The 25,471-nt window shown below is 35.7% G+C and carries 24 protein-coding genes and 2 tRNA genes; 2 read left to right on the top strand and 24 right to left on the bottom strand.

Going from position 1 to position 25,471, the window contains the following annotated elements; all coding sequences use genetic code 11:
* Positions 1 to 190: 190 nt before the first annotated feature.
* The 11 genes from ABC346_RS11870 to ABC346_RS11820 form a co-directional block, all read right to left on the bottom strand.
* The gene (locus tag ABC346_RS11870) at positions 191 to 2,188 is read right to left on the bottom strand and encodes a methyl-accepting chemotaxis protein (protein WP_413235040.1); all 1,998 of its coding nucleotides are present in this window, start codon (positions 2,186 to 2,188) and stop codon (positions 191 to 193) included.
* A 615-nt stretch (positions 2,189 to 2,803) separates the two neighbouring features.
* On the bottom strand, positions 2,804 to 3,682 hold the full coding sequence (gene phaZ, locus ABC346_RS11865) for an intracellular short-chain-length polyhydroxyalkanoate depolymerase (RefSeq protein WP_413235039.1): 879 nt from the start codon (positions 3,680 to 3,682) through the stop codon (positions 2,804 to 2,806).
* Between the two features lie 126 nt (positions 3,683 to 3,808).
* Positions 3,809 to 4,270, bottom strand: a complete 462-nt coding sequence (locus ABC346_RS11860) for a hypothetical protein (protein ID WP_413235038.1) — start codon at positions 4,268 to 4,270, stop codon at positions 3,809 to 3,811.
* Between the two features lie 138 nt (positions 4,271 to 4,408).
* Positions 4,409 to 4,482: transfer RNA gene (locus ABC346_RS11855), tRNA-Arg, on the bottom strand.
* A gap of 6 nt (positions 4,483 to 4,488) precedes the next feature.
* Positions 4,489 to 4,562: transfer RNA gene (locus ABC346_RS11850), tRNA-Gly, on the bottom strand.
* A 181-nt stretch (positions 4,563 to 4,743) separates the two neighbouring features.
* Complete coding sequence (locus tag ABC346_RS11845) at positions 4,744 to 5,253, bottom strand: metallophosphoesterase (protein ID WP_413235037.1); 510 nt, start codon at positions 5,251 to 5,253, stop codon at positions 4,744 to 4,746.
* Positions 5,254 to 5,275: 22 nt separating this feature from the next.
* Complete coding sequence (locus tag ABC346_RS11840) at positions 5,276 to 5,869, bottom strand: XTP/dITP diphosphatase (RefSeq protein ID WP_413235036.1); 594 nt, start codon at positions 5,867 to 5,869, stop codon at positions 5,276 to 5,278.
* 31 nt (positions 5,870 to 5,900) lie between these two features.
* The gene (gene rph, locus ABC346_RS11835; RefSeq protein ID WP_413235035.1) at positions 5,901 to 6,629 is read right to left on the bottom strand and encodes a ribonuclease PH; all 729 of its coding nucleotides are present in this window, start codon (positions 6,627 to 6,629) and stop codon (positions 5,901 to 5,903) included.
* Between the two features lie 170 nt (positions 6,630 to 6,799).
* A complete protein-coding gene (locus ABC346_RS11830; protein WP_413235034.1) occupies positions 6,800 to 7,858 on the bottom strand; it encodes a GerMN domain-containing protein in 1,059 nt (352 codons plus the stop codon).
* Positions 7,859 to 8,172: 314 nt separating this feature from the next.
* Entirely contained in the window at positions 8,173 to 8,997 is an 825-nt protein-coding gene (racE, locus tag ABC346_RS11825) for a glutamate racemase (RefSeq protein WP_413235033.1), read from the bottom strand.
* A gap of 24 nt (positions 8,998 to 9,021) precedes the next feature.
* Positions 9,022 to 9,474, bottom strand: coding sequence for a MarR family winged helix-turn-helix transcriptional regulator (locus ABC346_RS11820; protein WP_413235032.1), 453 nt, complete (start codon positions 9,472 to 9,474; stop codon positions 9,022 to 9,024).
* A 247-nt stretch (positions 9,475 to 9,721) separates the two neighbouring features.
* Here ABC346_RS11820 and ABC346_RS11815 point away from each other — a divergent pair, with 247 nt between their 5' ends.
* Positions 9,722 to 9,946 (top strand): helix-turn-helix domain-containing protein, encoded by a 225-nt coding sequence (locus ABC346_RS11815; RefSeq protein WP_010651078.1) that lies wholly within the window; start codon positions 9,722 to 9,724, stop codon positions 9,944 to 9,946.
* An 18-nt stretch (positions 9,947 to 9,964) separates the two neighbouring features.
* Here ABC346_RS11815 and ABC346_RS11810 read toward each other — a convergent pair whose 3' ends face one another.
* From ABC346_RS11810 to ABC346_RS11795, 4 genes are all read right to left on the bottom strand, one after another.
* On the bottom strand, positions 9,965 to 10,441 hold the full coding sequence (locus ABC346_RS11810) for an acyl-CoA thioesterase (RefSeq protein ID WP_413235031.1): 477 nt from the start codon (positions 10,439 to 10,441) through the stop codon (positions 9,965 to 9,967).
* Positions 10,442 to 10,519: 78 nt separating this feature from the next.
* Positions 10,520 to 11,284 (bottom strand): succinate dehydrogenase iron-sulfur subunit, encoded by a 765-nt coding sequence (sdhB, locus tag ABC346_RS11805; protein WP_413235030.1) that lies wholly within the window; start codon positions 11,282 to 11,284, stop codon positions 10,520 to 10,522.
* A gap of 15 nt (positions 11,285 to 11,299) precedes the next feature.
* Positions 11,300 to 13,051 carry a succinate dehydrogenase flavoprotein subunit gene (gene sdhA, locus ABC346_RS11800; RefSeq protein WP_413235029.1) on the bottom strand — a complete coding sequence of 584 codons (1,752 nt, stop codon included), beginning with the start codon at positions 13,049 to 13,051 and terminating at the stop codon, positions 11,300 to 11,302.
* A 26-nt stretch (positions 13,052 to 13,077) separates the two neighbouring features.
* Positions 13,078 to 13,698, bottom strand: a complete 621-nt coding sequence (locus ABC346_RS11795) for a succinate dehydrogenase cytochrome b558 subunit (RefSeq protein ID WP_413235028.1) — start codon at positions 13,696 to 13,698, stop codon at positions 13,078 to 13,080.
* Between the two features lie 440 nt (positions 13,699 to 14,138).
* Between ABC346_RS11795 and ABC346_RS11790 the strand changes: the two genes are divergently transcribed.
* Positions 14,139 to 14,579 (top strand): YslB family protein, encoded by a 441-nt coding sequence (locus ABC346_RS11790; protein WP_413235027.1) that lies wholly within the window; start codon positions 14,139 to 14,141, stop codon positions 14,577 to 14,579.
* 81 nt (positions 14,580 to 14,660) lie between these two features.
* Here the strand turns inward: ABC346_RS11790 and uvrC are convergent, their stop codons facing one another.
* The 9 genes from uvrC to ABC346_RS11745 form a co-directional block, all read right to left on the bottom strand.
* Complete coding sequence (uvrC, locus tag ABC346_RS11785) at positions 14,661 to 16,448, bottom strand: excinuclease ABC subunit UvrC (protein ID WP_413235026.1); 1,788 nt, start codon at positions 16,446 to 16,448, stop codon at positions 14,661 to 14,663.
* Between the two features lie 341 nt (positions 16,449 to 16,789).
* Positions 16,790 to 17,104, bottom strand: coding sequence for a thioredoxin (gene trxA / locus ABC346_RS11780; protein ID WP_413235025.1), 315 nt, complete (start codon positions 17,102 to 17,104; stop codon positions 16,790 to 16,792).
* 269 nt (positions 17,105 to 17,373) lie between these two features.
* Positions 17,374 to 18,345, bottom strand: a complete 972-nt coding sequence (locus tag ABC346_RS11775) for an electron transfer flavoprotein subunit alpha/FixB family protein (RefSeq protein ID WP_413235024.1) — start codon at positions 18,343 to 18,345, stop codon at positions 17,374 to 17,376.
* Between the two features lie 28 nt (positions 18,346 to 18,373).
* Complete coding sequence (locus ABC346_RS11770; protein ID WP_413235023.1) at positions 18,374 to 19,147, bottom strand: electron transfer flavoprotein subunit beta/FixA family protein; 774 nt, start codon at positions 19,145 to 19,147, stop codon at positions 18,374 to 18,376.
* A 24-nt stretch (positions 19,148 to 19,171) separates the two neighbouring features.
* The gene (locus ABC346_RS11765) at positions 19,172 to 19,945 is read right to left on the bottom strand and encodes an enoyl-CoA hydratase (protein WP_413235022.1); all 774 of its coding nucleotides are present in this window, start codon (positions 19,943 to 19,945) and stop codon (positions 19,172 to 19,174) included.
* A gap of 34 nt (positions 19,946 to 19,979) precedes the next feature.
* A complete protein-coding gene (gene fadR, locus ABC346_RS11760; RefSeq protein ID WP_413235021.1) occupies positions 19,980 to 20,567 on the bottom strand; it encodes a fatty acid metabolism transcriptional regulator FadR in 588 nt (195 codons plus the stop codon).
* Positions 20,568 to 20,699: 132 nt separating this feature from the next.
* Positions 20,700 to 22,418 (bottom strand): long-chain-fatty-acid--CoA ligase, encoded by a 1,719-nt coding sequence (locus ABC346_RS11755; protein ID WP_413235020.1) that lies wholly within the window; start codon positions 22,416 to 22,418, stop codon positions 20,700 to 20,702.
* A gap of 174 nt (positions 22,419 to 22,592) precedes the next feature.
* Positions 22,593 to 23,003 carry a DUF350 domain-containing protein gene (locus ABC346_RS11750; RefSeq protein ID WP_413235019.1) on the bottom strand — a complete coding sequence of 137 codons (411 nt, stop codon included), beginning with the start codon at positions 23,001 to 23,003 and terminating at the stop codon, positions 22,593 to 22,595.
* 112 nt (positions 23,004 to 23,115) lie between these two features.
* On the bottom strand, positions 23,116 to 25,464 hold the full coding sequence (locus tag ABC346_RS11745; RefSeq protein ID WP_413235018.1) for an endonuclease MutS2: 2,349 nt from the start codon (positions 25,462 to 25,464) through the stop codon (positions 23,116 to 23,118).
* Positions 25,465 to 25,471: the final 7 nt, after the last annotated feature.

Genomic DNA, 25,471 nt, shown 5'->3' with positions numbered 1-25,471 from the left:
ACTAACCATACCATATTACTAATCGTCAATTATATCTAGCTGTAAGAGATTATATACTTTTAAGTAACTTTCAATTACTTCCTCGGTTCCAAATTCGTAGAAAAACGTATGAGTATAATAGCTATAATGAGAATGAGGCTCTTAACATAATTTAGAGCCCCCCTCGCGCTAGTGTTTTATGATGTGTTGTTTAATTTTTAGACAGTTTAAAATTCTCTACTAACTGTTGTAATTCTTCAGCTACAAGTGTTAAATCAGATGCTGAATTTGTAATTTCTTCCATAGAAGCGAGTTGTTCTTGTGTGGATGCTGAAACATTTTCCGCCTCATCTGAAACTGTATCACCAATAGAAGCTACCCCTTCAAATATAGAAGTAAATTGTTTAGTTGCAGTTGAAATTTCTTCAACTTCAGTAGTTACACTCATAATTTGATTCGTTATGGAGTCAACATAACCAGTAATTGTAGAAAATGATTGATCCGCATTATGTGCAATGGTAATTCCTTTTTCAACTTCTGTTGTTGCAGCTTTCATCGAACTCACTGTATTGGCTGTTTCCGACTGAATTGCACTAATCATTGTCTTAATTTGTTCTGCTGATTGAGAAGACATCTCAGCAAGTTTTCTTACTTCATCAGCTACAACAGCAAACCCTTTCCCATGCTCTCCAGCTCTTGCTGCTTCGATTGCAGCATTTAGGGCTAATAAGTTTGTTTGCTCGGAAATATCTGTTATAACATCAATAATTTTACTAATTTCTTCTGATTGATTTCCTAAACCTTCTATATTATTCGATAGTTGATGTGTATTCTCTTTGATAAATTTCATTTGACCTATTGTCGTATTCAGTGCTTTATTTCCTTCATTAACAGCTGATATGGTATTGGTAACTGTATTTGAAACCTCTTTCGAACTTGATTCAATAGTATGAATAGAATCCGTCATTTCCTTAGCTAATTTGGAACTTTGCGTTATATTGTTATTTAGATTACTCATCCCCTCAGCTACTTCTTGTACAGATGAAGAAATTTGTTCTGTTGCTGAAGTATTTTGTTCTGTACTTGCATTCAATTGTTCTGCAGAAGACGCTAAATGATTAGATTTATCTCTTACTTGCAGTATAATTCCATTCAAGTTTTCTCGCATTTTATTGAATGATTGTGCAAGTGTACCTAATTCATCATTTCTATATAAGTTTACCTCATCGCTTAGGTCTCCATGACTTATTGTGTTACTTGCACTTACAAGGTGATAAATCGGTTTAGAAATGGAGCGAATAATAAATATAATTAATACTCCACCAAGTACTAATGCGATTGTAATAACAAATATTGTCGTGTTTAAAATTGGACTCACATTAGATGAAATCTCACTATTAAACATAGCCCCCGCTATCTTCCAACCTGTAATCTCACTTGTAGCAAATGCTAATTGTTTTTCGTCACCTTCAAAAAGATAGCTGAACTTCCCACTTTCTGAATCATATAGTTTGGTGAAAAAATCTTCGGTTGCTTCAGCACCAGCCTCATAATCGGGATGACTAATATAATTTTGTGTTTCATCTAAGAGAAACAAATACCCTTCTTCTCCGATAGTGACTGAATTAATTATATCTGTTAAACTAGCCAGCTCAAGGTTTACTGCCACCACACCATTATTATTCGAAGTAGTTTTGGCAAGAGTCACCACCACTTGATTAGAAGAAGCCGATACATAAGGAGTTGTGACAATTACTTCTCCTTGATTGTCCATCGCTTGTTGATACCAAGGTCGCTCTCTTGGATCATAATCTGGCGGATTTTTAAAGGATGTAGGAAAGTTCATAAACTCCCCCGTTTCCGTCCCTACATATGTTTGTTCAAAAGCTACATCTTTCGCAGTTTGCATATTTTCTAAAATTCTTCCTGTCGCTTCATCTGCATTATCTTCTATATCCGATGGATCAATTGCAGTTGATAAGTATTCGATACTATCCATTTGGTCATTCATAAACTGATCAATTGTTTGTTTCATTATTTCTACGCTCTTTTGGGAAGAGTCTAACATACTTTCCTCAATCTTATTCTTTGCACTTTGGTATGAAGTTGCTCCAATTGCAATACTTGGGATTAATAATATGATAAGAAACGCTATTATTAATCTATTTCTTAAACTTATTGATTTCTTGGTTCTTTTTATCTTCTTCAAGATGTTACCTCCTGCTATAAGTAATTGTGCATTTATGAACTTTATATCGACCAAAAGCACTATAACTTAACAGCAAATACAAAAATAAAAATAATCATAAAAGTCGAATAATTATAGAACCATTACCACTTTTATGTTTCATACGTCTGTTATTTAATTCCTCATCCGGTTTGGTAAAAGAATGATTAACTGGGCCATTACACTTACAACAACTTAACCCATCAACGAATTTAAACTGTTGTTCAGTAAACACTTTTCTCATTGCATACATTCAAGTGTAGAAACTTTATCTTCATTCGACTTATTGCCAGCCATGATTTAACACTCTTTATATATTTAGTAGACCAGCACCTCGCAGCTCTGTTTATTAACCCCTTACCCTTCGACAGATAAATGCCAATGGTTGCTCCCTAAATGTTAATAATCCCTTTATATAAAAAAGACACCCTTGTTGAGGTGTCTTTAACTTCGGTTTCTATTTCCAGCCAACGATGCAATAAGGATCTCCACCCAATCTATGCTACTATAATCAAGTGTTCTAAAATACAAGAGAAACAAACAGAAGAAAATAATATTGAAACCGTCAATTTAAATTATTGAATTATTTAGATAGTATTAGCCAAACATTTCATCAATACCAACAAGTATTTCATCTAGATTATCTACTAGTGGAGAATGTCCACAATTTTTTAAAACACGTAGTGTAGCATTTGGGAGTGACTCAACTGTATTTTTTACATCCTGTAACTTAATGATCCGATCTTGCTCTCCGTAATAGCTCAGTACGGGTACTTGTATACTTTTTATTTTTCCATTGCCTTGAATATAACCATTATGCTCATCGGAAATATTAAAATGAGCAAGAGCCCAATAAATGTCTTCTAGGTTTCGTTGTTTCATTGTTTCTCTAATTAATGATTGAGATATAGACAAAGGAGGCTTCTTATTTGTATAAATACCTATGTTCCACATATTATTTAATGTATTAAAATCGTTATTTTGAATGGCTTTAGAGGGGATTGATATTTCGGGGTCTTGAGCCATCTCAGCTTTACTAGCATAATATTTTCCAGTGCTTGCACCTAATTGATCTTTCTTTTGTAACGGGTCTCCTTTAAGACTTACTGAACTCAAGAGGATCATTCCTTGCACAAAATCTGGATAATCAATAGCGAATTGCAGGCAAATTGGACCACCAGCAGACCAACCAACTAGAAAAATCCTTTTGATATGCATAGAATCTAAAAATTGATGAATGTCATTAGAAAAATCACGAACTGTTTTGATTAGAGTACCGTAAGTACTGTCGCCAAAACCTCTTAAATCAAGTGCATAAACCGTATATGATTTTGGATCAATTTCGTTTAATAATGTTGAATAATGTTCGCTTGAACACATATTACCATGAACCAGCACCACCACTTTTTCTCCATACCCCTTTGTCTGATAAGCAATGACTTCACCGTTATTTAGATTCACTCTTTTCTTAGGCATCTTACTCTCAGCTCCCTTTACTAACATATTATGGTAAAGGATTGTTGTAATCAAACGTAATTATAAATAGTCGATTTTTATTTCGAATTATCGAACCTTTTCAGATTCTCACCTTATTTATCTCCTCTATGTCAATCCCGGCACTTCGTCCTCTTGAAAGGCCTTAACTTGCTTGACGTTTTCCATCGGATTATAATCGAGATACCCTTCCTCGTGCCAAAATTTCGCCATCGTACTAATCGTTCTAGGGCGGATATTAAGGGTATTTACCGACAACCCTACCGTCTTATCTTTACGTCCTTCCGAGTTCTCATAACGGCGTTTCTGCGTTCTTATATACGTTATATAATCACGTATAGTATCCGGTATAATGTCCGATAAGTATCCGACGTGGTTAATATAGTCGCATACTGTTCGAGGACGTACACCCTCCGTTTCCTTTGCACGTAAGAATAAAGTCAACGCCTGTTGTAGAGTTAGTGGCTCGCTCGTTTTCCGTACAGTTGCCGGAGTATGTGGGACGTTATTTGTACGTGTGACTTTGCGATCACGTGTTCCGATTAATTTTCGTTTATTCTTGCGATTCACCTTCGAATGTTCGATGGCTTCCTGCTCGCTCGTTCAACGTCCTCCCTTGGAAAAAGAAAAAACCGCCATGTGAACGTGCTACTGTTAGGTAGTCTTATCGTTGATATGACGGTGTTTGTGCGCGATTTGTGCGCGGAACGTCCCAGGCAGGATTCGAACCTGCGACCCACAGCTTAGAAGGCTGTTGCTCTATCCAGCTGAGCTACTGGGACAAAAATTGGAGCGGGTGAAGGGAATCGAACCCTCGTCATCAGCTTGGAAGGCTGAGGTTTTACCATTAAACTACACCCGCAAACTCTATCTCTACGTAATAATTATGTATGCCGTCTTTTTTAACGGACAAGTAATATTATATGACCGTGGAGAGAATTTGTCAACAGGTTTTCTAAAAGAATTAACTGCTGGGACAAAAAAATTTAATACCGCTTTTTTATTATTGATCAAAAGCTCCTATTTTGTCCCAGTGATTATTCTTATATGGATGTTGTAAATGACATGTCCTTCAAATATTGACCATCAACTGTATAAAAGTTAACAGAAACAGACTGTTGGTCAGACCATTCTAGGATAGCATATGTTTTTTCAATCCGATTCCTTGGCATTCGTATACTACCTGGATTAATGAATAATTGATTACCTATTTTCTCTGCTCCGGCAATATGCGTATGTCCAAAACAAACAACTTTAGCTTGATGTTCTTCTGCTGCATAGGAAAGCGTGGTAAGGCTAGATTTTACTTGATGAAGATGTCCGTGTGTAATAAAGAATCGAATTCCGTCCATATCTTTAATTTCTTCGTTTGGATACCGTGGATCAAAATCACAATTCCCTCCAACCTTATAAAAAGGTTGGAGCTGATCTGCATCAAAATCTAATTCTGAATCACCACAATGGATATACCAATTGACTGCATGCCGATGTTTTATTTCATATAATTCTTTAGTCAAACCGTGACTATCGCTCGTTATTAATACACTCGTCATGCTTTTCCCTCCATTTCATTCCTTATAATGTATGTAACCATTTTTCTAGATGGTCAATCGCATTTTTCCGATGACTTATACGATTTTTTTCTTTAGGATCTAATTCAGCCATCGTCACTTCATATCCTTGTGGAATAAAAATTGGGTCATATCCAAACCCATGAGACCCTCGGGACTCACTCCCAATTTCTCCTTCACAAAAACCGGTTTTAAATATTGTATCCTGGTCAGGCTGTGCAATAGCTAAAACACAAATAAATCTTGCATTACGATCTTTTTCAGGAACATCCTGCATTTCCTGTAATACTTTCTCTATGTTCGCTTGATCATTCGTAGGTTCACCTGCATATCGTGCTGAGAATAAGCCAGGTCGTCCATCTAGAGCATCAATTATTAATCCTGAATCATCCGCAATTACAGCTGTATTGAAACGTTCACTAATTTCTTCTGCCTTTAAAGCTGCATTTTCTTCAAAAGTGGTTCCTGTTTCCTCAATATCTGGAATAGATTCTGGTAAATCCAATAATGATATTGCTTCAATATCAAAGCTAGCAAAGAATTCCTTGAATTCTTTCGCTTTCCCTTTATTTTTAGTAGCAACAATTATTTTTTTCATATGACTCCCCCTCACAATTAACTTTCCATTCTTAAACTAATTTATCAGCTAATATTTCTTTCTGTGTTTTCACCAGCTGCTGAATACCTTCTTCACCTAATTTAAGCATCTTTTGTAATTGGGCTGGTGTAAAGGTTGCTTCTTCTCCCGTTCCTTGAATTTCCACGAATTCACCTTTACCAGTCATCACAATATTCATATCTACTGCTGCTTCGGAATCCTCTTCATAATTTAAGTCTAGAATTTCCGTTCCGTTTGTTAACACGCCTACAGAAATAGCTGCTAAATAATCATGAATTGGCATCTTTTTTAATGTTTTCGATTCAACAAGTTTTGAAAAGGCAAGTGACATTGCTACGAATGCACCTGTAATAGAAGCTGTTCTTGTTCCTCCATCCGCTTGTATTACATCACAATCAATCCATACTGTACGTTCACCAATTTGATCTAAGTCGACAACTGAACGTAATGCTCTTCCAATAAGTCGTTGAATTTCCATCGTTCTTCCACTTACTTTTCCTTTTGAAGATTCACGAATATTTCTGTGGGCAGTAGCTCTTGGCAGCATGGCATATTCCGCAGTTATCCATCCTTTGCCCTGACCTCGCATAAACGGAGGGACACGATCCTCGATACTTGCATTACAAATAACTTTTGTATTTCCCATTTCTATTAGTACGGATCCTTCCGGATGCGATATATAATTGGTTGTTATGTTTATATTTCTTAATTGGTTTACTTGTCTTTGATCATTTCTCATTTATTTCTTCCTCCTCAATTGTACACTGAATAGCTTATCATATTTTTTCAAAAAGAAACATTCTCCTTATGTTTCCATAAGATTGTTATAACTACTATTTATATCTTAACAAATTAAAAAACCTCTATTCTACTTAAATTGTAGTAATAGAGGTTTTAATTTAAAATATTTTATAATTCTTCACTTGGTGAGAATACTTGTTTTGTTACTGGCTCTGTATATGCTTCTCCATTTTCATTTACGACTTTTTCTACATTCTCTACTTTTACATCGACTGCATCTATATTTGGCTGTTCCGTAAGTGTACGAACCATGGTTTCCATAACCTCATCAGCTATAATCCCCTGCTCACTATCAGCTAATATCTCCTTATTAAAGACGACTTCTAAAATACCATTACTCAATGTTGGTTCAGATGCAAGCCCCGCCTCTGGATTGAACACGTTCACTACTTTTGATTGGTGTCCAGGACCATCAATTAATTCTTCTATAATATTTGCAATGGCTTCATCTTCATTCGTTTCAATATACTGCGTTACTGGCACATAATATCGATTATTTTCTTGTTCGACTGGATAATACATTGTTACAGGTTCACTCTGTAAATAATCCAACGTATCATTGTTAATTATATTAATTCCATTTGCTCTTGAATAGCCAGAATTAATCGGGGTACCATTTACGGGCATTTCTTTTAAGTCTTGACCATTTACTCGTAGCTTAACTTTATGAACATTTTCAAATTGTGTTAACGTATGTGTAACAGATTCTAGTATTTGTACTTCTTGGTTTTCTTCATACTGGGTAAATTCTTCTGATAAATCTACAATAATTGTTCCATCCTCTTGCAAATTAACTCCACGTACTTCGGTACCTTCTGGTAACACCGCTTGGAAGCCATTCGGAAGAAGAGGTGTTACTGGACCACCTTTTACAAGATGCTCTAATACTTGTGCTGCAACTTCGTTTGTATCTGGGACTGGAAGTTCTAGTGTTTGAGAAGCAACCATTCCATTTGCATCTAGGAGATATAAGTCTCTAGATACTGTTTCGGCCGTTTCTTCAGGTGTAGCTGAAACATCTTCCTCATCTACTTTGTCAAGATTATCTACTTCCTGTGCATTTTGAGGTGGATCAATTTCATCAAGTGATTGTTCTCCATCAAAACACCCAGATAAAATAGTGGCAATACTAATTGACCCCGCTAATAGCATTAATCGCTTTTTCATGCAAAATACCTCCCACGATGGTTTGTACTACTATATATACGAGCCTATATAGAAAATAGACCAATAATAGAATAAATTTCCTATAAATGATGTTAAATGGCATGAAAGCAGAAATATATGCAATTAAAACGATGAAACAGCTTTTAATCTATGGTGTTTTTATTTCTCAAAGATAACCTCCACATTGATTAACAAATCCTCATTTTCTTGAAATTGGATTTTAATGCTTGTTTCATGCAGGATAAAACATAAAAGTTCCAATCCTTCATAAAAGATGATTGGAACTTACGTATTAATCAATATAGCTATATTATTTACCAAACTTTATTTGTTGATATATTTGCTTGTTTAATGGTTAGCATTTGGAAATTAGATTCATGGAATATTGTTTTTGCAATTTCAATAAAGATCTCCAAATCGCCTGTTGTATAAAATTGATGAAGTGGGACGAGGTCACTACGGTTCATAATTTGATGAGCCTCAAGAAGTGTACTTGTTTCTCGTGCAGTTTCTTCACTTGAGGAAATAACAGTGACTTCTTCTCCCATTACTTCCTGAATCGTGGATTTAAGTAATGGGTAGTGTGTACAGCCTAATATTAACGTATCCATTTCTTTATTATTTGAGAATGGACGTAAAGCCTCTGATACAACAGCTTTCGCTTCAGGACCAGATAACACACCTCGTTCAACCATTGGAACAAATGGAGGACACGCTAATCCACTTACTCGGATATCCGACTTAATTTTCGTTAATGCCTGTGCATAAGCTCCACTACTTATCGTTCCTTCTGTTCCAATTACACCAACTTGGTTATTTTCAGTAGATTTTATCGCAGCACGGGCACCTGGCTGTATAACACCGATAACCGGTATATCTAATTGTTCTTTTAAATCCTTTAATGTAAATGCAGTGGCTGTATTACATGCAACAACCAACATTTTTATATTTTTCGTTAGTAAGAAATCCACCATTTCCCACGTGAATTGTTGTACTTCCTCTTTTGATCTCGGGCCATAAGGACATCTAGCTGTATCCCCCAAATAAATTAACTGCTCTTTTGGGAGCTGCCTCATGAGTTCGTGAACAACAGTAAGTCCACCTACACCCGAATCAATTACCCCAATCGCTTTGTCCACAAAGATGTCTCCTCTTCCGTTTGATTATTTTTCGTTAACCATTTTCATCTCTTTATATAGAAAATCTAATAATTGATTCAACTGTTCTTTTTCTTCTTCAGAGAATTTCGTTAAGACTTCTCCTAAATATGCCTGTCGTTTATCAATTACTTCTTCAATAATATGTTTTCCTTTTTCTAATAAGTGAATGCGCACGACTCGTCGATCATTTGTATCACGTACTCTCTCCACCAGTTCATTCTTCTCCATACGATCTACTAAATCTGTTGTTGTACTGAACGCATGACTAATTCGGTTGGATAATTCCCCAATAGTTAAATCCCCTTCTTCTAACAACCATTGTAAAGCGATAAATTGGGGAGAAGTAATCGGATAATTATTTAAAATTTTACGGCCATTTTGCTTGATCATTCCAGATATATAGCGTAATCTCTTTTCCATTTGATTTACAGGATCACTTAGTTCGTTCTTTTTCAACGTTCATCCTCCTACTTACTGATCATCTATCCATTTCATTGTATTCATCTTATGTAATTGATGGGAGTTGTTTCATGCAAGGCTTGTTACTATAGTAAACCAAAATGAAGTTCTTGAAAACTTTTTTGAGTAACTGGCTGATTTCCGCACAAATATACGCACTAATTTTTTTCTAATATCATAAGCTATATTGACTAAATAATTTCCCTTCATCATGCAGCTCTATAGAGCAAGGAGGGGGTAACATTTGAAGGACAACGAGTATAAACCGAAGCAATTATTAACCAAACGCGAGAAAGAAGTGTTTGAACTATTAGTGCAGGATAAAACAACAAAAGAAATTGCACAAGAGTTGTTTATTTCCGAAAAAACTGTCCGGAACCATATTTCAAATGCTATGCAAAAATTGGGAGTCAAGGGACGGTCACAAGCCGTAGTTGAGCTTCTTCGCATGGGGGAATTAAAGCTCTAATAAAACCGACTACCCTTATTAGGGGGTCGGTTTTACTTGTGTTTTGGAAAAGGTTCTACCTAAAAGTTTTTCTTTCATATCCTCCGTTAATGGTTTAGATTTACCAAGATTCGCATCGATATACACTAATCTGCCTCTTGCCGTAAGGACTACATCAAAATTCCCTTTTGTCACCATATAATGAATATCAAATGATGAGTTTCCTACTTCTTTCGTCTTCACATGAACTTGCACTTCATCTCCAAAAAACAGCTGCTTTATATAATTACATTGAAGGTCAGCTACAATAATACCTTCTTCTTTATTAGAAAAATCATTAAAAAGTCCGAGTGATTGTAAATATGCGATTCTTGCTTCTTCAAAATAAATGAACGGTGATACATTATTCATATGCCCATACATATCCGTCTCAGAAAATCGAATATTTACAGGTATGTAGAAATTAAACTCTTCTGCCCAAGATGTAAAATCTTCTATATACTCAATGGTTCTCATTGTAACTTCCTCCAGTTTTCCATATTATATGATGAAGACCCTAGCCAGTTCATCGGATAGGGTCTTCGATGTTCAATTTTATAACGCTTGGTCACTTCCAAAGAAGTTTTTAAACGCTTGAATATTAGTAGCTCGGTTCATTGCTGCAATGGAAGTGGTAAGAGGAATTCCTTTCGGACATACTTGCACACAATTTTGTGAGTTTCCGCAACCATCAATACCTCCATCTTCCATCAATCCATTCAGACGATCACTTGCATTCATTTCACCAGTTGGATGTGCATTAAATAGACGTGCTTGTGAAATAGCCGCAGGTCCGATAAAGTTTGAGCTATCGTTAACATTTGGGCATGCTTCTAAACAAACACCACATGTCATACATTTTGATAACTCATATGCCCATTGACGTTTATTCTCCGGCATACGTGGACCAGGACCTAAATCATGTGTACCATCGATTGGTATCCAAGCTTTTACTTGTTTTAATGCATCAAACATACGCTCACGATCAACAATTAAATCTCTAACGACAGGGAACGTAGACATTGGTTCTAGACGAATTGGTTGCTCTAATTGATCAACCAACGCAGCACAAGATTGTCGTGCTGTCCCATTTATTACCATAGAACATGCTCCACATACTTCCTCTAAGCAGTTCATATCCCACATAACAGGTGTGGTATTCTCTCCTTTATTATTAACAGGATTTTGTCTGATTTCCATTAGTGCAGAAATAACGTTCATATTCTGTCTATATGGAATTTCAAACGTTTCCTCGTAAGGAGTCGAATCCGGGCCGTCTTGTCTAGTTATAATAAAAGTAACTTTACTCTGTTCAGCCATTTATATTACTCCTCCTTAGTGTTTTGTAGTGTAATCACGTTTACGCGGTTCAATTAAAGATAAATCTACTTCTTCATAGCTAAATTCAGGAGAATTCGTTTCTAGATTGAATTCAGCAATGGTTGTTTTTAAGAATTCTTCATCATTACGTTCTGGGAACTCTGGTTTATAATGCGCTCCACGACTTTCATTTCGATTGTATGCACCAATAGTGATAACACGTGCTAGATGTAGCATGTTTTTCAATTGACGTGTGAACATAACACCTTGGTTACTCCACCGAGATGTGTCATTGATATTGATATTATCCCAGCGATCTAATAATTCTTTTATCTTTTCATCCGTTTTTAAGAGTTTTTCATTCTCACGAACAACGGTAACATTATCCGTCATCCACTCGCCTAATTCTTTATGAATTTGGTAAGCGTTCTCCGTACCTTCCATGCTCATGAGTTGATCAAAGCTTTCTTGCTCCGCATTTTCACGAGATTGATAAAGTTCATCAGGTAAATCATCGACATGCTGATCTAAACTATCAATATAATCAATTGCTTTCGGACCAGCAACCATACCACCATATATAGCTGATAATAGTGAGTTTGCTCCTAAACGGTTACCACCATGCTGAGAATAATCACATTCTCCCGCAGCAAAAATACCAGGGATGCTTGTCATTTGATTTTCATCAATCCATAATCCACCCATAGAATAATGTACTGCAGGGAAGATTTTCATTGGGACTTTACGAGGGTCTTCACCAACGAATTTTTCATAGATTTCAATAATTCCGCCGAGTTTTATGTCGAGCTCTTTCGCATCTTTGTGAGAAAGGTCGAGATAAACCATATTTTCCCCATTAATACCTAATTTTTGATTTACACACACATCAAAAATCTCTCGTGTAGCGATATCACGTGGAACAAGGTTACCATATGCCGGATATTTCTCTTCTAAGAAATACCAAGGCTCTCCATCTTTATACGTCCAAATACGTCCACCTTCCCCACGTGCAGACTCACTCATTAGACGTAGCTTATCATCACCAGGGATGGCAGTTGGATGAATTTGAATAAATTCACCATTCGCGTATTTTGCACCTTGTTGATATAGTTTACTTGCAGCAGAACCAGTATTAATCATGGAATTCGTTGATTTACCGAAGATGATTCCTGGTCCACCTGTAGCAAATATCGTAGCATCTGAACGGAATGCTTTGATTTCATGTGTTTTAATATCTTGAGCGACAATTCCTCTTCCAACACCGTTTTCATCGATAACAGCCTCTAGGAATTCCCAGCCTTCAAATTTTGTTACTAACCCCTCTACTTCGTAACGACGAACTTGCTCATCTAAAGCATAAAGTAGTTGTTGTCCTGTTGTTGCTCCTGCATATGCTGTACGGTGCATTTGTGTTCCACCGAATCTACGGAAATCTAGTAAACCTTCTGGTGTACGATTAAACATAACTCCCATGCGGTCAAACATATGTATAATGCCTGGTGCTGCATCACACATCGCTTTAACTTGTGGCTGGTTAGCTAAGAAATCGCCACCATATACCGTATCATCAAAGTGTAGCCAAGGAGAATCCCCTTCCCCTTTTGTATTTACTGCACCATTTATTCCACCTTGCGCACATACAGAGTGAGAGCGTTTTACAGGTACGATAGAAAATAAATCTACTTTTACGCCAGCTTCAGCAGCTTTGATTGTAGCCATAAGTCCTGCAAGACCACCACCAACCACTGCAACTTTACGATTACTCATTCGATCACTCACTCCTTCTCTTTCAATTAGACTCCATAAGCAAATGTAATTAGTGATCTAATCCCCAAATAGCTCACTGCTAAGAAAACGACTAGACACGCATACGTTGAAATGCGTTGCGATTTTGGAGTTTGTGTAATTCCCCAAGTAACGAGGAAGCTCCATAAACCATTTGCAAAATGGAATACTGCAGAAATTACACCAATAACATAGAACCAAAACATAATTGGGTTGGTTAAAATACCTTCCATCAAGCTGTAATCTAGTTCCGCATTACCTAGACCGATTTGAACGCGTGTTTCAAATACGTGCCATGCAATAAAGATTACGAGAATAATTCCAGTAATACGTTGAAATCTAAACATCCAATTTCGGAAAAACCCATATTTACGTGTGTTTTGTTTCGCGACAAATACAATATAAACCCCTAAAATCGCGTGAAATAAAATTGGTAAATAGATAACAAATGTCTCTAACAATAATACAAATGGTAGGTTCTTCATGAACCCTGCAGCTGCATTAAAACTTTCTTCCCCATACACAACAAAATGATTAATAAACAAATGCTGCACTAAGAAGATTCCAATTGGTACTACCCCTAATAATGAATGCAGTCTTCTGTAGAAAAACTCACGATGCTCTGCCATGTTTACCCCCCTTAGTCAATTGATCACTCGATAATTATGTATACTACTAAACAATAAAGCGCTTTATTGTCAGAAAACGGTGCCTTATCTAAGTAGTACAAAATGTAACATGTTTATTGTACTTCTAACTGTGATTACCGTCAAGAAATCGTCATGAAAATTCTAGTAAAATAAAATATAACTAAAATAACCTCTAAAATTGTCAAGTTTACTTGATAAATGTATAAATAATATAGATAATGAGATTAGTTATTTTTCTATCACGGTAAATAAACGTCTGTAAAATAATCTTCTATTAAGAAGAGAGCAGTCCTAAATGCTGGGATAATAGACACTAATACCCTGATAAGTCTCACTAAGCAGTGATGAGGAAGTCATTCACCGATGGGAGTCTCACTTTATCGATCGTTTTATATACGATTAAGGAAAGGATGGAAAGGATGTCAAAAAAGTACCAAACGTTTGATGTACCCCAATTAGAAAATTTACATACACCAGGAGCGGGTTATGACATCCTGCGTTATATTGGATTACCAGAGTTATTTGGGGAAGAAAAAGATACATTATTATATTTTTTAGGTAAGAATATAGCTAGAAAATTTAATATCAATACCTTAGAGGACATTATATTATTCTTTGAAAAAAGTGGTTGGGGTACACTTGAGCTCTTAAAAAGTAAAAGGAAGGAAAGAGTTTTCCAACTGTTATCTGATTCAATAGTACTTCGGCTCAATTCTGAAATGGATACTGAATTTCGTTTGGAGGCTGGTTTTTTGGCTGAGGCAATTCAGCAAATCGAAGGAACAGAATGCGAATGTGTCGAGTCAATTAATAAGCGAATTAAACAAGTTGAGTTTTTGGTTCATCTAACAGATGAGTAAAATATCTTACATATTATTCAATATAATAAAACCACAAGAAATCGATTGAGAGATCTTGTGGTTTTATTATAAAATCTTTACTTAAGTTTCTTCATCTGGTGAATTTAAATGATTCAATATCAATTCAGCTATATTACTCGGAATTCCCAGTTTTCTCATATCTTCAATAGTTGCTTTTTTTATTTCTTTTACCGATTTGAAATGTGATAGTAAAAGTTTTCTTCTCTTTTCGCCAACACCTGGAATCTTATCCAATTCAGATTGAAATAAATTTTTCCCTCTTAATTGACGATGAAACGTGATGGCAAATCGATGCACTTCGTCTTGAATTCGCTGAACAAGATAAAATGCTTGAGATTGTCTTTCTAACGGAACCATTGTAGGTGGCACGCCATATAAAAGTTCACTTGTTTTATGACGGTCATCTTTGGCTAGTCCAGCTAAAGGTATATCTAGACCTAATTCATCTTCTAACACTTCTATCGCGGCAGACATTTGACCTTTACCGCCATCTACGATAATTAAATCTGGTAACGGTAAATTTTCTTTCAGCACTCGTGTATACCGTCTTCGAACAACTTCTCGCATCGTATCGTAATCATCTGGCCCTTGAACATCACGAATTTTATATTTCCGATATTCTTTTTTATTGGGCTTCCCATCTTCAAAAACAATCATCGCTGAAACCGGGTCTGTTCCTTGAATATTAGAGTTATCAAAAGCTTCAATCCTATGTGGAGTCTCGATACTTAATTGTTCCCCTAAATCTTCTATAGCTTGAATGGTTCGTTCTTCATCTTTTTCAATTAATTGAAATTTTTCATCCAAGGAGATTTCTGCATTTTTACAAGCCAACTGTACTAATTCTTTTTTTCTTCCTCTTAAAGGAGTATGCACTTGTGTCTCCAGTACTTCAGCTATGATTTCTGTGTCGATACCAACCGGAACCAACACTTGTTTTGGCTTCAAATGGTTTTCATGTAAATAGAATCTTCCAATAAAGCTAACAATCGTTTCTTCGGGACTATCAAAAAATGGGAAAACACTTGTATCTCTTTCAATTAATTTCCCTTGTCGTATGAAGAATACTTGTACACACATCCATCCCTTATCATAACTATAGCCAAAGATATCTCTATCCACTTGATCATTTAACGTCATTTTTTGCTGTTCCATTGTAGCATCAATATGTTGTATAGTATCTCGTAGCTCTTTCGCTCGTTCAAAATTTAACTCTTCACTTGCCTTTTGCATCTCACCTGCTAAATTTTTTCTAATATCCTTAAATCCACCTTGTAGAAATGAGCTAATCTCTTGAACTATTTCTTGATATACTCTTACGGAAGGTGGATGTTCAGCACAAGCTTTGCATTGTCCCATATGATAATAAAGGCATGGCCTACCTGGTGGATTATTACATTTTCGCAAAGGATACATTCGATCCAGAAGTTTCTTTGTTTCTCTAGCAGCTATTACATTCGGATACGGCCCAAAATACTTGCCTTTATCCTTTTTCAAACGACGTGTAACAATTAAACGAGGATGCCTTTCTGAGGTGATTTTTAAATAAGGGTACGATTTATCATCCTTTAACATGACATTATATCTAGGGTCATATTTTTTAATCAAATTCATTTCTAGAATCAATGCTTCAATTTCTGAAGAAGTTACCATATATTCGAAATCGCGAATCTCTTGAACTAATCGTTGTGTCTTTCGATCATTCGCCCCTCTAAAATACGATCGCACTCGATTTCTTAATTTCTTTGATTTCCCAACATAAATAACAGTTCCATTTTTATCTTTCATTAAATAACAACCAGGTTGCTGTGGCAATATAGATAGCTTTTTCTCTATATTTTCATTCATAAGCGTCTCAAATCCTTTGTTCATCGATAAAAAATATAAAATATGGTTAATAAATACTTTCTAAATATGTGAATAATATTTAGCTACAATTGTAACTTTCCATCAAATAAGTTCATCAACAGTTTGTTAGCAGTCATGATCAAATCCTATTCTCTAAAAAAGAGTAGAAGTTTGATAAAAGTCGCCCCTCAAAAAACCAGGTGCAATTTGTACATTGCTAAAACAACTCTACGGTTTCCTTAATCAGAAAATCCCTTATCAGCAACAACGACAGACAAGGGATTTTTCTCTATTTCTTATAATTATACAGGTATTCAGTTACAACACCAAGTAAAATTTACTTATGCGTGTTTGTTTATAAGATCCGCTAAAGCTTCTTTTGGTTGGAATCCAATGACTTGATCCACTACATCACCGTCTTTAAATAATAGTAATGTTGGGATACTCATTACTCCAAATTTACCTGCAGTTTCTTGGTTTTCATCTACATCTAATTTAACGATTTGTACTTTTTCTTCCATTTCACCATCAAGTTCTTCTAATACGGGCGCAATCATTTTACAAGGTCCACACCATGGTGCCCAAAAGTCAGCCAATACAAGACCTTTTGATGTTTCTTCTGTAAAGTTTTGGTCTGATACATTCTTAATAGCCATTATTTGTTACCTCCTTAAAAAACATATTCATCAAGCTTCATCTAAAGCTTATTATGAGTATATCACCCATGACATATACTTCCTAATAGTTTGCTTATTTTTATGTAATTAAATCAATTTTATAATTAGATATGTTGTAAGCAAATCTGTATGTTTCATGAAATTGAATCAATTGTTTAGATTGAACTAAAAAGTAAGACAATAGGGCTTGGTAATCTATGAATGCTTTTCTATTCATAATCAAAAAAACCCTATTGTCTCTTTCTATTTTACATCGCTACTTTAACTTTTTTCACTTCTTCAATGAGTAATGGAAGTACTTCAAATAAGTCTCCAACGATTCCATAATCCGCTACATTAAAAATATTTGACTCTGGGTCTTTGTTTATCGCAACAATTACTTTCGAGTTAGACATCCCCGCTAAATGTTGAATCGCTCCAGATATCCCTACTGCTATATACAAATCTGGTGTTACAACTTTACCAGTTTGACCAATTTGTAATGCATAATCACAATAATCTGCATCACATGCTCCACGAGAAGCCCCGACTGCACCCCCAAGTACTTCTGCTAATTCATATAATGGCTTAAATCCATCTGCACTTTTTACACCTCTACCACCGGCTACAATCACATTTGCTTCAGATAAGTCTACACCCTCAGATGCTTTTCGAATAACATCCTTAATCACTGTTCGTAAATCAGTAATATCCACATCCACTGAGCTAACTTCTCCCGATCTAGATTCATCCTTCTCAAGAGCAGGTATATTGTTTGGTCGTATTGTTACAAAGGTAATGCCATCGGTGATAACTTTTTTCTCAAATGCTTTTCCTGAGTAAATAGGGCGTACAAATACACCATCATCTTCAATATCTACCACATCGGATATAAGTCCGGTGTTTAATTTACTTGCAATTTTTGGAGTCAAGTCTTTCCCAATCGAAGTATGCCCCATTACTATTCCTGTTGGTGACTCATCATTAACTACTTTTAGAACTGCTTGCCCAAATCCTTCTGATGTATACGTTTTCAAATTGTCGTGAGAAACTACTATCACACGATCAGCACCGTAAGCTATTAATGATTGACCTTGAGTTTCGATATCACCGCTACCTAATAACAGTCCAACAACTTCTGCATTACTATTAATTTTTTTAGCAGCAGCAACCGATTCAAATGAAACGTTACGTACTTCGTTATCTCTCATTTCACCTATTACTAAAATTTTGTCGCTCATTATTTAAACCCCTTTCTGCAATCAAACATTAAAGTACTTTTTTCTCGTTTTTCAATAATGATACTAATTCTTTTACTTGATCTGCAGGTTCTCCTTCTAGAATTTTACCCGCTTCTTTTTCTGGAGGAAGATATACTTCTACTGTTTTGGTTTTTGCTTCTATATCATCTTCATCCAAATCTAAATCATCAATTTCAATTTCTTCTAAAGGCTTTTTCTTCGCTTTCATTATACCTGGTAAGGAAGGATAACGAGGTTCATTTAATCCTTGTTGACATGTAACTAAAAGAGGTAAACTTGTTTCAACAATCTCAACATCGCCTTCTACATCTTTTTCAATAGAAGCAGTATCGCCATCTACTTTTAAGCTTGTTATTGTTGATACATAAGGAATATCTAACAGTGCTGCTAAACGTGGCCCCACCTGCCCACTTGCTTCGTCAATAGCTACATTACCGGCAAGAATTAAGTCCACTTCCTTATCTTCAAAAAATGCTTCTAAAATTTTGGCAGTGGTATATTGATCTCCATTTTCAATATCTTCTTCTGTATTTATCAACACTGCTTTATCGGCACCCATTGCTAATGCAGTACGTAGTTGTTTTTCTGATTCTTCATCCCCAACGGTAACAACAGTAACTTCTCCACCATGTTCGTCACGCTGTACGATTGCTTCTTCAACTGCATATTCATCATAAGGATTGATGATGTATTCAGCACTATCATCTTCTATTCTACCGCCTGAGACAGTAATTTTTTCTTCTGTGTCAAAAGTTTTCTTTAAAAGAACATATATATTCATCTAGCTTCCTCCTAAACTATGGATCTATTTATCTTGGAAATTTGGCTTCCTTTTTTCAATAAATGCTGTAACTCCTTCTTTTGCATCATCAGACCCAAATACTCTGCCGAATGATTTTGCTTCTTCCGTTACACCATTTGCGAATTGATCTTTATTTGCATACGGAACTAAATGCATTACTTCTTTTATGCCAGGCTTACTTTTCACTGTAATCTTATTAGCGAGTTCCATCGCTCTTGGAAGCAACTCTTCTTCTGTAACTACGTGATTTGCTAGTCCCCAATCAGCTGCTTGTTGGCCACTAATTGGTTCGGCAGTTAAAATCATTTCATAGGCTCTTGCATTCCCTATGTGCCGTGGTAGTCGTTGTGTACCAGCAAAACCAGGTATAATACCCAAATTCATTTCCGGCAACCCTAACTTTGCATTTTCTGTCACTAATCGAATATGACAAGACATTGCTAGTTCAAGCCCGCCACCTAGAGCTGCTCCATGAATAGCTGCAATAACAGGTATAGAAAAATGTTCTACACGATCAAATACTTTTTGACCAGCAGTAGCAAGAGATTCATATTCAGATGCATGTTGATATCCCGTAAATTCCTTAATATCTGCACCAGCAGAAAAGAATCTACCCTCACCGGATATAACAACTGCCTTCGCTTGCCCCTCTTCTTCTATTTGTTCGAGTCGCTCATTGAGCTGTTCCAATAAAGCCCCGGATAATGCATTGGCTGGTGGACTTTGAATAGTCAGACAGGCAATTTGGTCTTTTAATTCATAAGCTATCTTTGTCAATAATGGCACCTCCCATAGTAATAGTATTTAATAATTAAGATTCATATACTAAGGCACCAATTATCAAAGAATGTACCTCAGGAACCATACGAATCAAGTTATACTTTTGTTCCTTCATTACCCAGTTCGTCACAATTTCATCTAAGGTACCAAATATCATTTGCCTTACAAGTGGTATATTTAAACCTTCACGAAATTCACCTTGGTCCACCCCTTCTTGGACAATACGATCGATCATGGCCAAGTATGGTTTTAATACTTGATTAATCTGTAGGCGTAAAGATAAATTTGATTGTCTTAATTCTAACTGAGTTACGATCGCTAAATGATAATCTGCAGATAATTGGCTGAAATGCATTTCTATTAGTTTCAACAATTTGTCAGATACATTATCTTTCCCTTCAATTGCGTCTGCTATTTTGCTTACAAATTGCCCCATTTTTTGTTCAAAAACAGAAACTAAGATATCTTCTTTATTTTTAAAATAAAGATAGATCGTTCCATCTGCCACGCCTGCCTCACGAGCTATCTTTGATACTTGTGACCCATGATAGCCATTTTCAGCGATAACTTTGACTGCTGCTTCAATTATTTGATGATATTTTGGTTTTTGATTCTTCATGATTATCTCCTTAGATGTGTTTCTAAACTGAGTGAATGATCATTCATAATTTTAATATACATTCCTCGAATTATTCTGTCAATAGGAAAGCTTGTCTATTTTTTTAAGAAAAAAGAGCACTAGGCTCATCATTTAAACGGATGAAACTTCTTCTTCAGATTGTTTTTCTTTCTCTTCATCTACTAATTTCCTGCGTAGTATTTTTCCTACTGCTGTTTTTGGTAATTCATCACGGAATTCATAAATACGAGGTACTTTATACGCTGCCAATTGTTTTCTAGCATATTCATTTAACTCATCTTCTGTTAAATTGGCACCTTCTTTTAATACAATATAGGCCTTTACTGTTTCCCCTCGATATGGATCTGGCACACCCGCAACGACTGCTTCTTGAATAGATGGATGTTCATAGAGTACTTCTTCCACTTCTCTAGGGTAGATATTATATCCGCTTGCAATAATCATATCTTTTTTACGATCCACTACATAAAAATATCCTTTTTCATCCATGTAACCCATATCACCAGTCAATAACCAGCCATCTTTTAGTACTTTCGCTGTTTCTTCTTCGTTTTTCCAATAACCCTTCATTATTTGTGGCCCTTTTACCGCTAATTCACCAACTTCTCCCACCTCAGCTGGCTCTAATTCACCGTCCATTTTAAAGATGGTTGCATCTGTATCTGGCCAAGGAACTCCTATACTTCCATTAATTCTCTCTTCCCAAATAAAATTAGAATGAGTTACAGGTGATGATTCAGTTAAACCATATCCCTCAACTAATTTTCCACCAGTCACTTTTTCAAACTTCTCTTGTACTTCAATTGGAAGCGGTGCCGATCCACTAATACAAGCCTCAATAGATGATAAATCATATTTATCTAAATCTGGATGATTAAGTATACCAATATAAATTGTTGGTGCTCCGGGAAACAGGTTTGGCTTCTGCTTATCAATAGCTTTTAATATATCTGTAGCATTAAACTTAGGCATTAGGATAATCTTAGATCCTTTTTTTATCGAAAAGTTCATTACGGTAGTCATTCCATATACATGAAAAAATGGTAATACACCAAGTACTACATTTTGCTTCTTAGAATCTGACTCAACTATTTTATATAACCACTTTTCACACATTTGCACATTCGATGTAAGATTATAATGTGTCAACATTACTCCTTTAGGATGCCCTGTGGTCCCACCAGTATACTGCAATAATGCTATATCTTCTTCTGGATCAATAGTTGATTCTAAATAATCAGCAACAGAATGTTCCATTATTTTTTGCCATACATGAGTATCATTGCTTGCTTCTACTTTCACTACCATATTATATTCTTTCTTTTGTACGAATGGATAAATCAAGTTTTTGGGAAATGGAAGGTAGTCTTTAATACCTGTGACTATTACATGTTCTAATGGAGTATGACTACGTACTTTATTCACTCGCGGTAATAATATGTCTAAACAAATAATAACTGTCGCCTCTGAATCGTTCACTTGGTAGGCTAATTCTCTTTCAGTATATAAAGGGTTTGTCTGTACTACCACTGCTCCAGCCATTAAAATTCCATAGTAGCTCACTACCGCTTGCGGAGTATTTGGAAGCATAATTGCTACTTTATCTCCTTTTCGAACACCAATTGACTGGAGATAATTTGCCATCTTCTTTGCTTCATCATACAGTGTTTGATAACTTATGTCCTTCCCCATAAAATGAAGCGCTTTCTTTTGACCGTACGTTTTTGCACTTTCTGCCAAATCATCATAAAGCGGCCTTTTGACATAATCGATGGTTATTGGTATTTCATTAGGATAACGACTATGCCAAACCTTCTCTTGTTTGACCATATTTTATTCCTCCTTTAGTTAATACTATAACCATTATACCGATTAATTTCTATTTTTTGAATTTTTATTTATATTTTTTTATAAAATCAGGTAAAAAATACCCACTACTAAAAACACAATTGAAACTGCGATTAAAATTTTCGCCAATCTCTCTAATACCATTCGCTTGTCCCCCTAACCAACAATACTGGCTCCAATTACATAAGCTAACCCGATAGATATTACCATTGATATTAATCCTACCGCTTTATTGCCTTTTCCTATTTCTTCGTCTACCTTCATAGCAGGAGTTAAAAATTCAAAAATTAGATAACCAATCATTAATAAAATAAAGCCGTAAATACCCCAACCAATCGATATAAGCAGACTATCGTTATGTTCAATGGAGAACCGGAACACAGTCGCTATACCAAATAATTTACCACCGGTTGCCATTGCAACAGCCAGATTGCCTTTTTTTATTTCATCCCAGTTTTTGTATGATGTTACTAATTCAAATATCGCTAAAAACAGTAAAGTACATAAAATAAACACACTATACCTTGCTGTTGTAACAACAATAATATGATCCCAGAAGTTTTCCAATTCGGTCCTTCCTTCCTATGTATAATAGGGCAAAGACAAAACGATAGCTTTTTAATAATTTTTTAACATCATAATTAATAGTAAAAGATCGTCTTGTCCGAAACCCGATAACTTAACCTAATTGAATTACAGTTACTCCACTACCACCTTCTCCTGATTCACCTGGTCTTGCACCTTTTATTCGTGGGTGTTTTTTCACAAAATCTTGCACCCCTTTTCGTAAGGCTCCAGTTCCTTTCCCATGTATGATGGATGCCTTTGGATAACCTGCTAATAATACATCATCCACATATTTCTCCAAGCGTAGAATAGCATCTTCATATCTTTCTCCGCGTAGATCTAATTCTGTACTTACATGATAATTAGAACCTTTAATCGTTGCTACTGGATCCACTTGTTTTTTCTTTGGTTTTCGTATCAATTCAAGGTCTTTTCGTTTCACTTTCACTTTCATGATACCAACCTGAACTAGATATTCTTTGTCGCTAACTTTTTCTAACACTTCACCCATTTGATTGACGGTTAATAGTTTAATTTCATCACCAGGTTGAAGTTCTTTATCTTCAGTGTTCTTTTGATCAACTTGTTGTTGATTACCATTTTTCGTCAAGTTTGGTTTAGCTTCATCAAGCATTTTTCTAGCTTCAATCCACTCATGCTCTTTCAGTCCTGCAGAGTCTTTCATCTGGCGCATCTCAGAAACTATAGTCTCCGCTTCTTCTCTTGCCTGTTGAATTGCTTTTTCTGCCTTCTCTTCCGCTTTCTTATATAATTTTTCTTTTTTTTGTTCGAAAAGGTTCCATTCATGTTCCAAAGCATTTCGAAGTCTTTCTGATTCTAATAATACATCATGCGCTTGTTCATAATCTTGTTCGGCCTCAATATGCGATTTTTCTAAAGAAGCAATCATATTCTCTACACTTTTCGAATCCACACCGATTAAACCTTTAGCTCTTTCAATAATTGTTAGTTCTAGACCAAGTCTAGTTGAAATATCAAATGCATTACTTCGTCCAGGTACACCAATTAATAAGCGATAAGTTGGCTTTAAAGTCTCTACATTAAACTCGACCGATGCATTTACTACTTGGTCACGATTGTAGCCATATGCTTTTAACTCAGGATAGTGTGTTGTCGCAATTACACGAGCTTGCTTAGAAATCACTTCATCGAGTATCGCCATTGCTAGCGCAGCACCCTCTTGTGGGTCTGTACCAGAACCTAATTCATCAAATAAGACAAGAGATCGATCGGTTATTTTTTTCATAATATCGACTATATTCGTCATATGGGAAGAAAATGTACTTAAATTCTGTTCAATTGATTGCTCATCGCCAATATCAGCATACACTTCATCAAATACTGGCATCTCACACCCATCTAGCGCTGGGACCTGTAATCCTGATTGGGCCATCAATGTACAAAGTCCAACTAGTTTAAGCGTTACTGTCTTACCTCCTGTATTAGGTCCAGTAATAACAATAGACGTATACTCTCTACCAAATTCAATATCGTTTGCAACAACTTCATCTATAGGGATCATTGGATGCCTAGCCTGCTGCATCTTCATATATCCTTCATCGTTCATTATAGGGCGTGATGCTTTCATTTCTTGTGCTAGCTTTCCACGAGCATAGATAAAATCAATATTTGTTAATACTTTAACATTTTCTAATAAATCCTGTTCATAAGAAGCAATCTGATTACTCAAGTCTTTTAGTATTCGTTCAATTTCTAATTGCTCTTTCGACTTTGATTCATGCAGACTGTTGTTAATGTCAACAACTGCCTTTGGTTCCATAAACAGTGTTTGACCTGAAGAGGATTGATCATGCACGATTCCACCAATAGCTCCACGATACTCTTGCTTTACTGGTAAAACGTAACGATCATTTCTAATTGTTATAATTGCATCTGAAAGCATTTTACTATTACTTCTCGTGTAATTTTCTAGCTTTTCTCGAACCCGACTTTCTAATGTACGAATAGAGCTACGAATCGATCTTAATTGAATAGATGCCCCATCCATAATATGACCATGGTCATCAATACAACTTTTAATCGCCTGTTCTAGTTCACGAATAGGTGTAATATGACTCACTAATTCTTTCAAAATAGGGATTTCTAGCTCTTCCATATTTTCTATAGCACTTTTAACATTTCTACTTCCGTATAAAGTATTGGCAACGTCTAAACATTCATCTGTAGAAAGAATCCCACCTATAGAACTACGTTTTACACTAGCTCTAATATCCGTTATTCCTCCTAAAGGAATCGTTTGATTTAACCTAATAATCTTTGCAGCTTCATCGGTTTCGTCTTGTAACTTATTTACATCATCTAAATTAGAAAGAGGTTTAATGCTTATTGCTCTTCCTTTACCTAAAGCTGTTTCTGCTTGTCCTTTTAGCATTTCAGTAACTGATTGGAAATCTAGTACTCGTAAAACTCGTTCATTCATTTTAAAA

The sequence above is a fragment of the Oceanobacillus phoenicis genome (assembly GCF_047238145.1).
Classification (GTDB): domain Bacteria; phylum Bacillota; class Bacilli; order Bacillales; family Amphibacillaceae; genus Oceanobacillus.
Note: the sequence above shows the minus strand (reverse complement) of the source record. Positions and strands in the feature narration are given on the sequence as shown.